This window comes from Mucilaginibacter koreensis, assembly GCF_054783355.1.
The window spans coordinates 2,323,292-2,337,229 of record NZ_BAAGQS010000001.1 but is presented as its reverse complement, the minus strand read 5'-3'; the positions used below and the strand labels follow the sequence as shown (position 1 = coordinate 2,337,229).

13 protein-coding genes are annotated in these 13,938 nt (G+C 44.7%); 11 read left to right on the top strand and 2 right to left on the bottom strand.

All coding sequences use genetic code 11. The features are described 5' to 3' along the window. Positions 1 to 140: 140 nt before the first annotated feature. Positions 141 to 1,883, top strand: coding sequence for an ATP-binding protein (locus tag ACYVNW_RS10640; protein ID WP_460679846.1), 1,743 nt, complete (start codon positions 141 to 143; stop codon positions 1,881 to 1,883). Positions 1,884 to 1,964: 81 nt separating this feature from the next. Continuing rightward, the gene (locus ACYVNW_RS10635) at positions 1,965 to 2,780 is read left to right on the top strand and encodes a hypothetical protein (RefSeq protein WP_460679845.1); all 816 of its coding nucleotides are present in this window, start codon (positions 1,965 to 1,967) and stop codon (positions 2,778 to 2,780) included. A gap of 321 nt (positions 2,781 to 3,101) precedes the next feature. On the opposite strand, the gene ACYVNW_RS10630 is transcribed toward ACYVNW_RS10635, so the two are convergent. Next, positions 3,102 to 3,710 (bottom strand): HAD family hydrolase, encoded by a 609-nt coding sequence (locus ACYVNW_RS10630; protein ID WP_460679844.1) that lies wholly within the window; start codon positions 3,708 to 3,710, stop codon positions 3,102 to 3,104. 72 nt (positions 3,711 to 3,782) lie between these two features. Here ACYVNW_RS10630 and ACYVNW_RS10625 point away from each other — a divergent pair, with 72 nt between their 5' ends. The 9 genes from ACYVNW_RS10625 to ACYVNW_RS10585 all read left to right on the top strand — a co-directional run bounded on the left by ACYVNW_RS10625 (position 3,783) and on the right by ACYVNW_RS10585 (position 13,373). Continuing rightward, positions 3,783 to 4,628: a dienelactone hydrolase family protein gene (locus tag ACYVNW_RS10625; protein ID WP_460679843.1), complete on the top strand. Its 846-nt coding sequence runs from the start codon at positions 3,783 to 3,785 to the stop codon at positions 4,626 to 4,628. 125 nt (positions 4,629 to 4,753) lie between these two features. Continuing rightward, positions 4,754 to 5,728, top strand: a complete 975-nt coding sequence (locus ACYVNW_RS10620; RefSeq protein ID WP_460679842.1) for a lysylphosphatidylglycerol synthase domain-containing protein — start codon at positions 4,754 to 4,756, stop codon at positions 5,726 to 5,728. Then, positions 5,712 to 6,842, top strand: coding sequence for a glycosyltransferase family 2 protein (locus tag ACYVNW_RS10615; RefSeq protein WP_460679841.1), 1,131 nt, complete (start codon positions 5,712 to 5,714; stop codon positions 6,840 to 6,842). The genes ACYVNW_RS10620 and ACYVNW_RS10615 overlap by 17 nt, the downstream gene beginning before the upstream one ends. A gap of 59 nt (positions 6,843 to 6,901) precedes the next feature. After that, on the top strand, positions 6,902 to 8,053 hold the full coding sequence (locus ACYVNW_RS10610; protein WP_460679840.1) for an ABC transporter permease: 1,152 nt from the start codon (positions 6,902 to 6,904) through the stop codon (positions 8,051 to 8,053). Positions 8,054 to 8,087: 34 nt separating this feature from the next. Then, positions 8,088 to 9,326, top strand: a complete 1,239-nt coding sequence (locus ACYVNW_RS10605; RefSeq protein WP_460679839.1) for a PP2C family protein-serine/threonine phosphatase — start codon at positions 8,088 to 8,090, stop codon at positions 9,324 to 9,326. 256 nt (positions 9,327 to 9,582) lie between these two features. Further along, positions 9,583 to 10,179, top strand: coding sequence for a ribonuclease HII (locus ACYVNW_RS10600; protein ID WP_460679838.1), 597 nt, complete (start codon positions 9,583 to 9,585; stop codon positions 10,177 to 10,179). Positions 10,180 to 10,239: 60 nt separating this feature from the next. After that, positions 10,240 to 11,460 (top strand): glycosyltransferase family 4 protein, encoded by a 1,221-nt coding sequence (locus tag ACYVNW_RS10595; protein WP_460679837.1) that lies wholly within the window; start codon positions 10,240 to 10,242, stop codon positions 11,458 to 11,460. Between the two features lie 39 nt (positions 11,461 to 11,499). Next, positions 11,500 to 12,579, top strand: coding sequence for a glycine cleavage system aminomethyltransferase GcvT (gene gcvT, locus ACYVNW_RS10590; RefSeq protein ID WP_460679836.1), 1,080 nt, complete (start codon positions 11,500 to 11,502; stop codon positions 12,577 to 12,579). Positions 12,580 to 12,623: 44 nt separating this feature from the next. Next, on the top strand, positions 12,624 to 13,373 hold the full coding sequence (locus ACYVNW_RS10585) for a 2-phosphosulfolactate phosphatase (RefSeq protein ID WP_460679835.1): 750 nt from the start codon (positions 12,624 to 12,626) through the stop codon (positions 13,371 to 13,373). Positions 13,374 to 13,432: 59 nt separating this feature from the next. Here ACYVNW_RS10585 and ACYVNW_RS10580 read toward each other — a convergent pair whose 3' ends face one another. Next, on the bottom strand, positions 13,433 to 13,936 hold the full coding sequence (locus tag ACYVNW_RS10580) for a shikimate kinase (protein WP_460679834.1): 504 nt from the start codon (positions 13,934 to 13,936) through the stop codon (positions 13,433 to 13,435). Positions 13,937 to 13,938 lie beyond the last annotated feature (2 nt).

The window sequence follows — 13,938 nt, the reverse complement described above, 5'->3', positions numbered from 1 at the left end:
TAATTCATAGATCACTGGTAGCTGCTTAAGACCTTGATGGGAAATGATATGGAAATAGATCACCGCTTAATAAACAGTTAGTTCTCTGAAAGATGTAATAAAAAAGTTACCTTTAGTCCGATTTTTGCTATAGCCCACCCATGTCAAATATTCCGCTCCTGCCTAACGAAAATGAGCGTCAGGCCGTACTTGAAACTTACCATATACTGGATACTGCCAGCGAGCAGGATTTTGATGATATTGCCGAACTGGCTTCTGCAATTTGCGATACCCCTATTGCCCTTATTGGGTTTATTGATGATAAGCGGCATTGGTTTAAAGCCCGCAAAGGCACTGCATTAACCGAATCAGGCAAGGATATTTCTTTTTGTGCCCATGCCATTGCTGAGCCCCAGGAAATTATGGTGGTGCCTGATGCTACCCTTGATCCGCGATTTGCCCAAAGCCCCGTGGTAACAGGCATGAACCTTAGTTTTTATGCCGGCGTGCCACTGGTAAACAGGCAGGGTTATGCCTTAGGTACGCTTTGCGTGTTAGATCAAAAGCCTAAGCAATTAACCACCCAGCAGCAAATGGCATTGAAAGTATTGGGCCGGCAGGTGATGGATAAACTGGAGCTGCGCAAAAAGCTGAAAGAATTGGAAGCTGCAAACTTACAAATCAGCGCCATGAATGTGGAGTTGGACAAATATAAGTCGGATTTGCAAAGTGCCAACGAAGAGGCTGCTGTAGTGAATGAAGAATTGCGCACAACCAACGAAGAGCTGTTTTCTATCAATGAACAGCTCACGGCATCAAAACAGCGGTTAGCTGATGCGCTGGAGCAAACCAGCCTGGCTAAGCAGGCCGCAAAGCTGGGTTTGTTTGATTTAGATGTAGCGCGTGATATACTGGTATGGGATGACCGCTGTAAGGAGCTATTTGGTGTAAGTGCCGAAAAACAGGTGACCTATAGCACCGATTTTGTAAGCGGCCTGCACCCCGAAGATAAAGAACGAACATTACAAGCCGTAGCAGCCGCCTATAATAAGCAGCTTACCGGCGGAAGGTATGATATAGAATATCGTACTATTGGAGCCGATGACGGACTAATAAGGCATGTACGCGCTATAGGGCAGGTGTTTTTTGATGAAACCGGCCAGCCGCAGCGTTTTATTGGTACTGTAATGGATATTACTGAGGAAAAGCGGGACGAGCAGCGTAAAAACGATTTTATTGGCATGGTAAGCCACGAATTAAAAACCCCGCTCACCTCAATGAACGGTTATATTCAAATGCTGCTTTTAAAAGCTAAACGCAATGAGGATCATTCAACTGCTGGCATATTGGACAAAGCCAATAAGCAGATATCAAAAATGACCATCATGATTAACGGCTTTCTGAACGTAAGCCGCCTGGAATCGGGTAAGATACATATGGACCTTAAGGTGTTTGATATGGCCGAACTGGTTAAGGAAGTAGAGGAAGAATCAATCGCCACAATATCAACCCATAAAGTCGTATTTGCACCGGTAGTAAAAACCCTGGTTCACGCCGACCGCGATAAAATAGGCCAGGTAATTAACAACCTGATCAGCAATGCCGTTAAATATTCACCGCCTGATAGTACCATACAGGTAGCCTGCGTTACCAAAGATGGCATGGCGCATGTAAGTGTACAGGATGAAGGCGCAGGCATAGCCGAGGAAGACCGCGAAAAATTATTTGAGCGTTATTATCGTGTAAAAACCGAGCATACAAAATCAATAGCAGGCTTTGGTATCGGGCTGTATTTGTGTAAAGAGATTATTGACCGGCATAAAGGCCAAATTGGTGTGAGAAGTAAAATTGGAGCAGGCAGTATTTTTTGGTTCACGCTGCCGGTAGAGGTAACCCAAGCATAAGTTAAGTAAAATTATACGCTGTGATGATGTAAGGGCTTAAGAGAGTATTTCTTATCTTCGGCCTACCTTATTTACAATTTCATGAAGCGGTATTCATACTTTTTTGTGATTGCGGCATTCCTGCTGGCATCATGCTCACAGCATTATTACGCCCCGGCGTTGTTTAACAATGATATTTCTTACCTGCCCAAGCCGGCTTCGTTCGATTCGGTAAAAAGCGCTGTATACGTTTCGGGCGGTACGGGCTTTGGCCAGGGGGCCGATATCAATCACGATGGCATCGGTTTTGGCAGTATTGAAGCCACCGCCGCTCATACCTTTAAAGGCGCTAATTTGGCCTATGGTGTTTTTGGCTTTGCCGGAAGCATTACCAACGGCGATTCGGGCGACGATGATAATTATCAATATACCAACTCCGATCCTTACGCTTATCAGGGTTCCAAAAGTTTTTACGGAGCAGGTGCACGGCTGTCGGGTAACTTGTATACTAAAATTGATAATGTAGATTTTCGCTTTATTGGTTTCGAAGCGGTATACAGCAAAGAATTTGGCGATTATGCCCGGTATCGTAAACGGGTTTCTGGTGTGGATGACTATTATGCTTACACTAATACCCGCCTGCTTACGGTGGGGTTAACCAGCGAAGCCTTATGGCATGGTGCCTACAACAAAGACCGCCAATACGCCTTACGCGGCTTTTTGGGCCGAACATTTGGCAATTATAACCGCAGGGCCGGGCAGTATGATGGTGATGCCGTTACCCTGCAAAGCGTGTACATGGCAGCCAGCTTTTACATGCAGATTAAGCGCTTTTTTTATGTAACTGAACTTTCGGCTACGCCCAGCAGTATGTACCTATTTCCGGAGTTTAGGCTGAAATTCGGGTATAAGTTTTAAGGGGAAGCTGGTAAGGTAATTGCATCAAACTATCACTTATCAGCATAGGCGGCAGCAAAATAGCTATATACATGATGATAGCTGCAAGCGAACCCACACCGTCATGCTGAGGCACTCGAAGCATGGTTGTAGTAACGTTCATCGGTACGGCCTATGCACCCCATGCTTCGAGTACCTCAGCATGACAGCGGTAGTGTTTTCCAATCCTCTTAAATATAGAGTATAATGATTTTTATAAGGGGTAGGTAAGCACTGTATTAAATCAAAATGCGCTTAATTAAACTTATAGGCCCTTCGCTTTTACCAAAATAACTTACGCTTTTATATCTGATCTATCCTTATCCATTCCATACCTGCGGCTTTAGCGGCTTCAACACCGGCGTTGCCGTCTTCGAACACCAAGCATTGATGCGGAGGCACACCCAGCTGTTCGGCCGCAGCCAGAAAGGGATCGGGGTAGGGTTTGCCGCGCCCGGTATCGCCGCTGCATACCAATACCTCCACCAAATTTAATATGCCCAGCACGCTTAAAGTTTTTTCTACCGTGGCACGGCTGCTGCCACTTACTACGCCAATGCGTACTTTACCGGCATGGCTTTTCAGGTGGTTTACTACATACTCAATAGGTTGGGTATGTTCAATATACTCGTCATAAAACAACCTGTACTTTAGGGTATAAAACTCATCCGGGTCAAGCGTGGCATTGTAGCGCTCATTGATTTTACCGATCACCTGCGTAATAGGCAGGCCTGCAAATTCATCAATAATGGCCCCGTCCATCATTACGCCTTTATCGGCCGCTACACGTATATAAGAGTCTTTATGCGCTTGCATGTTATCGGCCAGGGTGCCGTCACAATCATATAAAAAAGCTTTAAAGTCGCCTTGGCTTAGTTTTACCAGCCGCTCGTATTTTGCCTGATGATCCATGGCTGCAAATATTTCAAAATATCCTTGTAAAACCGGTATCTTAGAAGCTCATTCACATAATTATACGATACCATGAAAAAACTATTCCTTTTACTTGCCTTAATTATGGGCAGCTTTACCGTATTCAGCCAAAGTAAGATGGCCTGCTGTGAGAAGCCCAGTGCTACCCGTCAGTTTGCCATGTTGGCTTCCAGTAAGGCGTTCAGGATGGCGCATTTAAACCCGAAGCGCTATCATTTTCAAAGCGAAATAGGTAAAAGCATCACTTACAAAACGCCCGATGGCGGTACCGCAAACGCCTATTTGCTGAAAGCTAAAAAGCCGACTCAAAATTACCTGCTGGTCATTCATGAATGGTACGGACTAAATGATTTTATTAAACATGAAGCAGAAAAAGTGTACAATGATTTGGGCAATGTAAATGTAATTGCGCTTGATTTGTATGATGGCAAAATAGCCGACAACCGCCAGGATGCCGGTAAATATATGCAGGCCGTAAAAGAAGATCGTGCTCAGGCTATCATTAAAGGTGCGCTAACTTATGCCGGCTCTAAAGCCCGAATTGCCACGTTGGGTTGGTGCTTTGGCGGTGGCTGGAGTTTGCAAAGCGCCCTGCTGGCCGGCAAGCAAGCTGTAGCCTGCGTAATGTACTATGGTATGCCCGAGCAGGATGTAAACAAACTGAAAACCCTGCACAGCGATGTATTGGGCAATTTTGCCAACAAAGACCAATTTATTAATACCAAAGTGGTAGCGCAGTTTAAAGAGAACATGCAAAAAGCAGGCAAAACCTTGTACCTGCACCAGTACGATGCCGACCACGGCTTTGCCAACCCCAGCAATCCTATTTATAACAGCGAAGCTACCAAAGAAGCTTATGGTTACACCATCGCTTATTTAAAGCAAAGGCTGAAGTAATTGGTGCCCCCCAGCCCCCTGAAGGGGAGCAGAAATATAACTGTACAACTATTTACCTTCTACTCCCCCTTCAGGGGGTTGGGGGGCTATTTATTTTTCCTTAACATTGCACAAAAATCAACCTTGTGTTAACAAAAAAAGCTAAAACCATAATTTCGTGGCTGCTTAAGGCAGGCATTATAATTATAGCTTTTTCGTACATCTACAGGCAGCTCACCAATAAGTCTGATCTTCACAACTTTCAGCAGCTTATTAAGCACATTAACACAACCACTGTGTATTTCACGCTGGCGCTGGTGGTGCTGTTTATGCTGATGAACTGGGTGCTGGAAGCCTTTAAGTGGCGCTACTTAATTCGGCGCCTGCACCAGGTAAGTGTGTGGCAGGCCATCGAAGGTGTATTTTGCGGGCTTACCTTTGCTATTTTTACTCCCAACCGCCTTGGCGAGTACGGAGGGCGGGTAATGTACCTGCCAACCCGTAAGCGGGTATACGGTGTTTTTGCCATGGCGGTAGGCTCTTTCGGGCAAAACGTGGTAACCAATGTGGTGGGGGCAACAGCTATCCTTTGGTTCTTATACCATTTTATGCATTTGCAGGGCTGGCTGTATGTTGGGGTATGTATACTGGCCATAGGGTTCATGCTCTTTTTTGTGTTGTTCTATTTCAATATCCGCTGGCTGGCCGGAATGCTGAATAGTATTAAGCCTTTAAAAAAGTTTCACCGTTTTTTTGATATCATGCGCCGTTACCGGCTCCATGAGCTAATGCAGGTAATGGGCTATTGCCTGGCCCGCTTTGCCGTGTTTTCCACCCAGTACTATTTTGTGGTGCATTTATTAATTCCAGAAATTCCGGCATATCAAACTTACTTTTTCGTATTTATTGTGTTCTTTGTACAATCGGCGCTGCCCTCTATTGATTTGCTGGATATCGGCGTGCGTACAGCAACTGCCGATACCCTGTTTGCCTATGTGACCAACCAGCACCTGGCGGCTATTGCGGCAGTAGCCTCCATCTGGTTTATTAATTTAATTATACCGGCGGTTTTAGGTTCGGTATTCGTTTTAAAAGTTAAGTTTTTTGATAACACTATATAACGTTATTATCTTCCTGCTCACTAGCCTTTACCTGGTAGTGCTATTATATCTGATTAAAGGTTGGGCGGCTTTAAAGCGCCCGGTATTGAGTATGCAAAACTTTAATACCAAAGTAACGGTAATGATTGCGGCCCGTAATGAGGAAGCGAACATCCGTTTTACTATTGACGATATACTGGCTCAAAATTATCCTAAACACTTATTAGAAATCATCATTGCTGATGATCACTCTACCGACAATACGGCCAATATTATTCGAAGCTACGCAGCGCAAGGGGTGAAATTGTTGCAGCTCAATGAGGCTGAAAAGCTCAACTCTTATAAAAAGAAAGCCATCGCTAAGGTAATTGACTTGTCCTCCGGCGACTTGCTGGTGGCTACTGATGCCGATTGCCGCATGGGCTCTAACTGGTTAAGCAGTATTGTGAGCTATTATGAAACTGAGCATCCGGTCATGATTTCATCTCCGGTAGTATACTTTCGGGAAAAAAGTTTGTTTGAGCGTTTGCAAACACTTGAGTTTTCTTATCTGATTGGTATTGGGGCTGCTTTTATCGGCAATAAAAGGGCTTCTACCTGTAATGGGGCCAACCTGGCCTACCGTAAAGATACTTTTTATGCCGTGGGCGGGTTTAAAGGAATTGATGACTTGGCCTCGGGCGATGATGAACTGTTGCTGCAAAAAGTAGCAGAGCAATACCCGGGTAAAATTGCTTTTTTGAAAAAAGAAGAAGCCGTAGTTTTTACTGAGGCTAAACCCAACCTCAAGGAGTTTATGCAACAGCGCCGCCGCTGGGCTTCAAAATCAACCAAATACAAAGACAAAAAAGTAGTGGCGCTGGCGGTGGGTATTTGGTTATTCAACTTGTCATTGCTGGTGAACCTGATTGCCGGGATTTTTAATATTCACTTTTTATGGCTGTTCCTGCTGCAAATGCTGGTGAAATACTGTTTCGAGGCGGCATTTTTACTGCCGATCACCGCTTTTTTTAAACGCATGGGATTGTTGCCTTTGCTGCTGTTATTGTCGCCCATCCATATTTTATACTTTGTATATGTAGGCCTTATCGGTAATACACGTAAATACGCCTGGAAGGGCAGGGTAGTACGGTAATGCCTTTGCAGTTCTGCTAAAATCAACGATATTTAACCGGGTCATCTTTTACAAAAGCTTTGAACAATTCCCTTACACCGGTACAGCAGGCCTGGAAAAATTTTAAACGTAGTAAAACGGCGGTGGCAGGCTTAGTCATTATCAGCTTAACGGTGCTGGCAGCAGTACTGGGGTACATCGTTATGCCCGACAGTACGCCCAATGCCAACAGCATGACCCTCCAGCTCAGTATTAAAAAGCCGAGTACCCGTATGATGATGTTGCGCATCCGCAAAGCCGAGCCGGTAGATACCCTGAATATATTGCAAAAAATGCTGTTCGGGCAACCTGCGTTTTACGATCAGGTGCCGATAACAGGTTATCATTTCAATGGCGATTCAGTTTACGTAAACCAATACATCAGCGCCGAAGACAAACCGGAAGTTAAAGCCTATGCATTAACTGATGTGGTAAAAGCGTCTAAGCTTGAAAGCAAGAAGTACAAAGATCTCAGAGCCCAGATATTGCACGAGGACATTATTACCCGCACATACTGGCTTGGTACCGATATTTACGGGCGCGATTTACTAAGCCGTTTAATTTTAGGTGCACGTGTATCCCTGGCGGTAGGTTTAATGTCTGTTATCATTAGCTTGTTGGTGGGTATTAGCATAGGCGCACTTGCAGGTTATTCTGGCGGCTGGCTGGATAGTACGCTCAGTTGGATTATGAATATTTTGTGGGCTTTGCCTGCCTTGCTGCTGGTGATTGCCCTGTCATTCGCATTGGGTAAAGGACTATGGCAAATATTCATCGCTGTAGGCCTGTCTATGTGGGTAGAGGTAGCCCGGCTTGTGCGCGGGCAGGTCATCGGCCTTAAGCAGGCTGAGTATATTGAAGCTGCACGTGCGCTTGGCTACGGTAACTTTCGAATTATTACCCGGCATATTTTGCCCAACATTACCGGGCCGGTTTTAGTATTGGCTTCATCTAATTTTGCGGCTGCCATTTTATTAGAAGCCGGATTGAGTTTTTTAGGTTTTGGTGCACAGCCGCCTATGCCTACCTGGGGCAGCATGATTAAAGAACATTATGGTTACATTATTATGGATGCTGCCTATTTAGCCATATTGCCGGGTTTAGCTATCATGTTAATGGTGTATGCCTTTAACATGGTTACCGTAGGTTTGCGGGATGCTTTTGACGTAAAATCACAAAATATTCGCATCTGAAAATAATTTTATATTTTCGGGTTTTCCACTATTCATGCAAGGTTTTGAAAATGGTTCGGGTGAGGGTGAGTTAATCCAGCTGCTGTTGAAAAGGCAGTCGGAGTTAAACTCATTGCTCGAGGTTACAAGGGCCATTAATAAAAACTCATCTACCCCAACCTTAATACAAATGCTGGAGGTAATTTTACAAAATTACCTTAAAGTGGGTAAACTGCGTTTTATGGTAGAAAAACGCGGTGGCTTTATTTGCCTGGCTAAATATGGGGGCGAATTTGAAAGTCCGGCGGCATTACATCAAGCCTATCAGCAGCTTAAAAAGGTACGCAGGCTTACAGCCTTGCATAAGCACCCGCATCCGTTACTAAAGCAGTATAATTATTACATTCCTTTTTATCATAAAACTAAAATACTGGCTTATGCCCTGATTGGTGATTTTCACACCACGGGCGATATGCTGGACAACGACCTTAACTTTCTGCAAACGCTGATTAATGTAATTGTGGTAGCGTTGGAAAATAAGCGCCTGTTTCGCGAGCGTTTGGAAGCTGAACGCTTTCAGCGCGAGATGGAGCTGGCTGTTGAGGTGCAGAACATGCTGATTCCGGTAAAGTTGCATAAAGATGCAGCGGTGGAAATTGGTGCCAAATATTTACCGCACCAGAACATTGGCGGCGATTATTTCGATTTCATCAGGCTTAACGATAAGGAATTTTTATGGTGTATTGCCGATGTATCGGGCAAAGGAATATCGGCCGCCTTGCTGATGGCCAACTTTCAGGCCAGCTTACGGGCCTGGGCTACGGTAGAAGATGATTTAACCAATGTGGTGGAGCGGTTGAACCAGATTGTAATTCAAAATACCAAAGGCGAACGCTTTATTACTCTCTTTTTAGCCCGCTATAACGAAGAAACCCGAAAACTTACTTATGTGAATGCGGGCCATAATCCGTCTATACTATATTCAAAAGGGGAAGCCATGCCTTTGAAATTAGGAACCACCATGATTGGTGTATTCGACCCGCTGCCGTTTATTAATGAAGGCGAAATTGATGTAGAACCCGATACGCTGATTTTCAATTACACCGATGGCTTGATGGATTACGAGCTGGACAAAGAAAATAGCTGGAACGAAGACGTGCTGGTGAACTTTGTGGTACAAAACGGGCACCTGGTTCCCGACAAGTTTAACCAAACATTAATGGATTATCTCAACCTGATTATCAAAGGCAAACCCATTGATGATATTACCTTGCTAACCTTGAAGATCAGTTGAGCGTTAAATCAAACTTAAAAATTTAAAAAAGGCTATTATTAAATCTCCTGAATAACTACTTTCCAACTTGTCATTTCGACCGCAGGGAGAAATCTTCTTCACCAAGCCATGCTACAGAAAATTTCTGCCTGCGGTCGAAATGACAGCATAAGTTGTGCTTTAAATTAACCTTCATATTGCTCATTGTACAATAGTATTTTCAAAATTGTATCTCCTTTTTTGACTTTTGAATTTTTAATTTTGACTTTTCTACCAAATGTTATTAGCCAGATATCAGCAAGATTTTATAGAAGCCGGATGCGATGAAGCGGGGCGTGGCTGCCTGGCGGGGCCGGTATTTGCCGCAGCCGTAATTTTGCCTGATGATTTTGAGCACCCGCTTTTAAATGATTCCAAGCAACTTACCGAAGCGCAGCGTTATCAACTGCGGCCCGAAATTGAGCAGCAGGCGCTGGCCTATGCCGTAGCCTCGGTAAGTGCAGCCGAAATTGATGAAATTAATATCCTGAATGCCTCTTTTTTGGCCATGCACCGCGCGGTGGAGCAGTTAAAAATTAAGCCTGAATATCTGATTATTGATGGTAACCGCTTTAAGGCCTATCCGCATGTGCCCCACCAGTGCATTGTAAAAGGCGATAGTAAATATTTCAGTATTGCGGCAGCATCCATACTGGCCAAAACCTATCGTGATGATTATATGATGCAACTGGCCGAAGCTTTTCCCGAATATCATTGGAAAAAAAATAAAGGTTATCCCAGTATTAAACACCGCACCAGTATTCTGACCCATGGCTTAACGCCGCATCACCGCCGCAGTTTCAAGGTAACAGATCCGCAATTACGTATTTTTTAAAATACTTTGCATAAGGCTTTCAACGTTGATACCTTTGTTATCAACCGATTTTAGCCCGCTTTGAAGATACTGGTCATTACCCATCGTCCGCCGTTTCCGCAAAACGGAGGTTATCCTATTGTTATAGGCAATACCATTCGTGGTTTTGTGGCTCAAGGTCATACCGTTTCCCTTTTTTCACTCAATCCTAAGCATCATACATCCCATCACACCGAAGAAGGTGAGCATGACCGGGAATTGATGGGCAGTATTAACTATCGGGTGGTGCCGGTAGATATCAGTGTGTCGGTGGGGCAGGCCATTGTTAATATCTTCGGGCGCAGTGCCAGTAATATTGAGCGGTTTTACAGCGAAGAATTTGAGCAGGCACTCGTGCAGGAGGTAAAAGGCGGGGCTTATGATATTATACAGTTTGAGGGTTTGTTTGTGGGTACTTATGTAGCTGCGCTGCGCAAAGCATCAAAAGCTAAGCTGGTATACCGTGCACATCATATCGAACACCAGGTATGGCAGCGCTTGGCCGCACAGAAAAAAGATCCTTTCAAGCGTTTTTATCTCAACCGTATAGCTAAACGTATTAAGCGCTACGAGTTGCAGCAGTTAAACCGTTTTGATGCCATAGGCGTATTTACCGATCAGGATAAAAACACCATGCTGCAATATGGTGCCAAACCACCCATCGAAATTTTGCCGGTAGGGGTAAATATTGAAAATTACCACCCCGATTTGAGTAAGGTCGAATTTCCCAGCTTGTTCTTTTTAGGCTCGCTGGACTGGATGCCAAACCGTGAGGGTATTGAGTGGTTTTTAGATACCTTTCATACCGAGCTGAGCAGTGATGACCTTCGAGTGAAATTTTATGTGGCCGGTAATGACATTCCCGAGAGTTTTGATGACTACGAGGTAATGGGCCGCATTTATATTCAGGGTGAGGTGGATGATGCGCTGGAGTTTGTAAACAGCAAAGCTATTATGATTGTGCCCCTGCTCTCGGGAGGAGGAATGCGTGTGAAAATTGTAGAGGGGATGGCTATGCAGAAATGTATTATTTCCACCTCGTTAGGTGCTGAGGGTATTGCGTATGAGCATGGTAAAAATATTTTGATTGCCAACACGCACGAAGAGTTCTCCCGGGCTATTAAGCGCTGCATTGCCGATGAGGAATATTGCCGCACTATTGGCCGTAATGCACGCCTGCTGGTAGAAGAGCAGCACAACATCAGCGCCGTTACCCAAAGGTTGCTCGCCTTTTATGCACAGGTTTTAGCCGAAAAAGCATAGTTAATTTACTACTTTTGTGGCCTTAAAACCGTTGTTTGAATGAAAAATACTGCACTAACCGATACTCATATACAATTGGGTGCCAAAATGGTACCGTTTGCAGGTTACAACATGCCTGTGCAATACGTAGGTATTAATGCTGAACATGATACCGTACGCAAGTCGGTAGGGGTGTTTGATGTGAGCCACATGGGCGAATTTATTCTGAAAGGCGACCAGGCGCTTGACCTGATTCAGCGTGTAACCAGTAATGATGCTTCTAAATTGTATGATGGTAAGGTGCAGTACTCTTGTTTGCCCAATGAGCAGGGCGGCATTGTGGACGACCTGCTGGTATACCGCATCGACGAAAAAACGTATATGCTGGTGGTAAATGCGTCCAACATTGAAAAAGACTGGAACTGGATCAGTAAATACAATACTAACGGAGTAGAGATGAAAGATATCTCTGACCGCACCTCATTACTCGCCGTACAAGGCCCTAAGGCTGCTGAAGCATTACAAAGCCTGACTGAGTTAGACTTAGCCTCTATGGAGTATTACACCTTTAGCAGAGGTAAGTTTGCAGGGGTTGACAACGTTCTGGTATCTGCCACAGGCTATACTGGGGCAGGCGGGTTCGAGATTTATGTAGACAATGAACACGTGCAAGAGGTTTGGGACGCCATTTTTAAAGCCGGCGAGCCCTACGGTATCAAACCTATCGGTTTAGGTGCACGTGATACCCTGCGTTTGGAAATGGGTTTCTGCCTGTATGGTAATGATATTGATGATACCACCTCGCCTTTAGAAGCAGGTTTGGGCTGGGTAACCAAATTTACCAAAGAGTTCACCAATTCTGCTGCGCTGAAAGAGCAAAAGCAGCAAGGCGTAAGCAAAAAGCTGGTCGGTTTCGAAATGCTGGAGCGCGGTATTCCCCGCCACGATTATGAAATTGTGGATGCCGAAGGTAACACCATTGGTAAAGTAACTTCAGGTACGCAGTCGCCCTCACTGCAAAAAGCTATCGGTATGGGTTATGTGAATACTGATTTTGCTAAAGAAGGTACTGAAATTTATATAAAGATCCGCGATAATAAGGTGAAAGCACAAGTAGCCAAGCCGCCTTTTTATAAATAAGAACTCCCTACATCCCCTGAAGGGGAACTTAATACTTTACTGATATGTATATCAATTCTACTCCCCCTTCAGGGGGCTGGGGGGCTAAACTCGAGGTTTGCCTTACGCCTGCTTTGTTGCCACTCTACAACGTAGAGGAGTATGTGGTGGTCATTATAGATATATTTCGTGCCACTTCTTCTATTTGCTATGGTATTGATAATGGGGCAGAGGCTATTATTCCGGTATCGCAGGTGGAGGAATGTGCTGCCTATCGTGAAAAGGGACTGAATTACTTGCTGGCTGCCGAACGTAACGGTGAAGTAGTAGCCGGGTTTGATTTTGGCAATTCGCCCTTTGCTTACACAGCTGATAAAGTGGCCGGTAAAACGGTAGTGCTTACTACCACCAATGGTACCCACGCCCTGCATTTATCGCGCAGCGCCAAACGGGTAGTTATCGGCTCTTTTTTGAATTTGACTGCATTATGCAACTGGCTGAAAACCCAGCACGAAAACATATTACTGGTTTGTGCCGGCTGGAAAAATAACTTCAACCTTGAAGATACTCTGTTTGCCGGGGCTGTAGTGGAACAACTCAAGGCCGGAAGCATGAAACTGGATGATCCTGCCATTGCTGCCAATGATTTATACCAGTTAGGCAAAGATGATTTAAGCGGCTACCTCAAAAAAACTTCTCATGGCGAACGCCTGAAAAAATTAGGCATCGAAGAAGATATTGCCTTTTGTTTGAACGTGGATATAACCACTGCTATACCTGTACTGGAAGGTGAGAGGCTGGTGGCGTTGAAGTAAAATCGTTTTTTTCATTGCGAGCGATAGTCACGCTATCGCTCGCAATGAAAAGTAATGAATTATTCCGCTTTTATAATCTCCTCCAGCTTCTCTGCTGTTAAACTTAAGCCATCTGCAATTACATGGGCTTGCATATAATAAGGCTCTCGTTCCGCTAATTTTTCCTCAATAAAGGCAATCAGCTCATCACCTTGTTTGTCGCGCAATAGGGGGCGGTCGGCTTTGCCATTTTCCAGGCGGCTGGCTAATACTTTTGGGGCAAGCTTAATATAAATAGTGCGCCCGTGCCGGTTCATCCAAGCCATGTGATCGTCAAAGCATGGTAAGCCGCCACCGGTAGAAACCACGGCATTTTCGGGATAATCCATCGTTTTTAACACGCGTGATTCCATAACTCTGAAATGTGGCTCACCAAATTTGGAAAAGTACTCCGGTATACTCATTCCGGCCTGTGCTTCCAGCACATGGTCCAGATCTATAAACTCATAATTAAGCCGTGTGGCCAATTTGCGACCCAGTGTAGTTTTGCCGCAACCCATAAAGCCGGTTAAAAAAATAATCATAA

Bases quoted from the DNA above. Each gene is read 5' to 3' on its own strand.
- ACYVNW_RS10640 (WP_460679846.1), top strand. From the start codon at position 141: ATGTCAAATATTCCGCTCCTGCCTAACGAAAATGAGCGTCAGGCCGTA.
- ACYVNW_RS10635 (WP_460679845.1), top strand. From the start codon at position 1,965: ATGAAGCGGTATTCATACTTTTTTGTGATTGCGGCATTCCTGCTGGCA.
- ACYVNW_RS10630 (WP_460679844.1), bottom strand. From the start codon at position 3,710: ATGGATCATCAGGCAAAATACGAGCGGCTGGTAAAACTAAGCCAAGGC.
- ACYVNW_RS10625 (WP_460679843.1), top strand. From the start codon at position 3,783: ATGAAAAAACTATTCCTTTTACTTGCCTTAATTATGGGCAGCTTTACC.
- ACYVNW_RS10605 (WP_460679839.1), top strand. From the start codon at position 8,088: ATGCAAGGTTTTGAAAATGGTTCGGGTGAGGGTGAGTTAATCCAGCTG.
- ACYVNW_RS10600 (WP_460679838.1), top strand. From the start codon at position 9,583: ATGTTATTAGCCAGATATCAGCAAGATTTTATAGAAGCCGGATGCGAT.
- gcvT (WP_460679836.1), top strand. From the start codon at position 11,500: ATGAAAAATACTGCACTAACCGATACTCATATACAATTGGGTGCCAAA.
- ACYVNW_RS10585 (WP_460679835.1), top strand. From the start codon at position 12,624: ATGTATATCAATTCTACTCCCCCTTCAGGGGGCTGGGGGGCTAAACTC.
- ACYVNW_RS10580 (WP_460679834.1), bottom strand. From the start codon at position 13,936: ATGATTATTTTTTTAACCGGCTTTATGGGTTGCGGCAAAACTACACTG.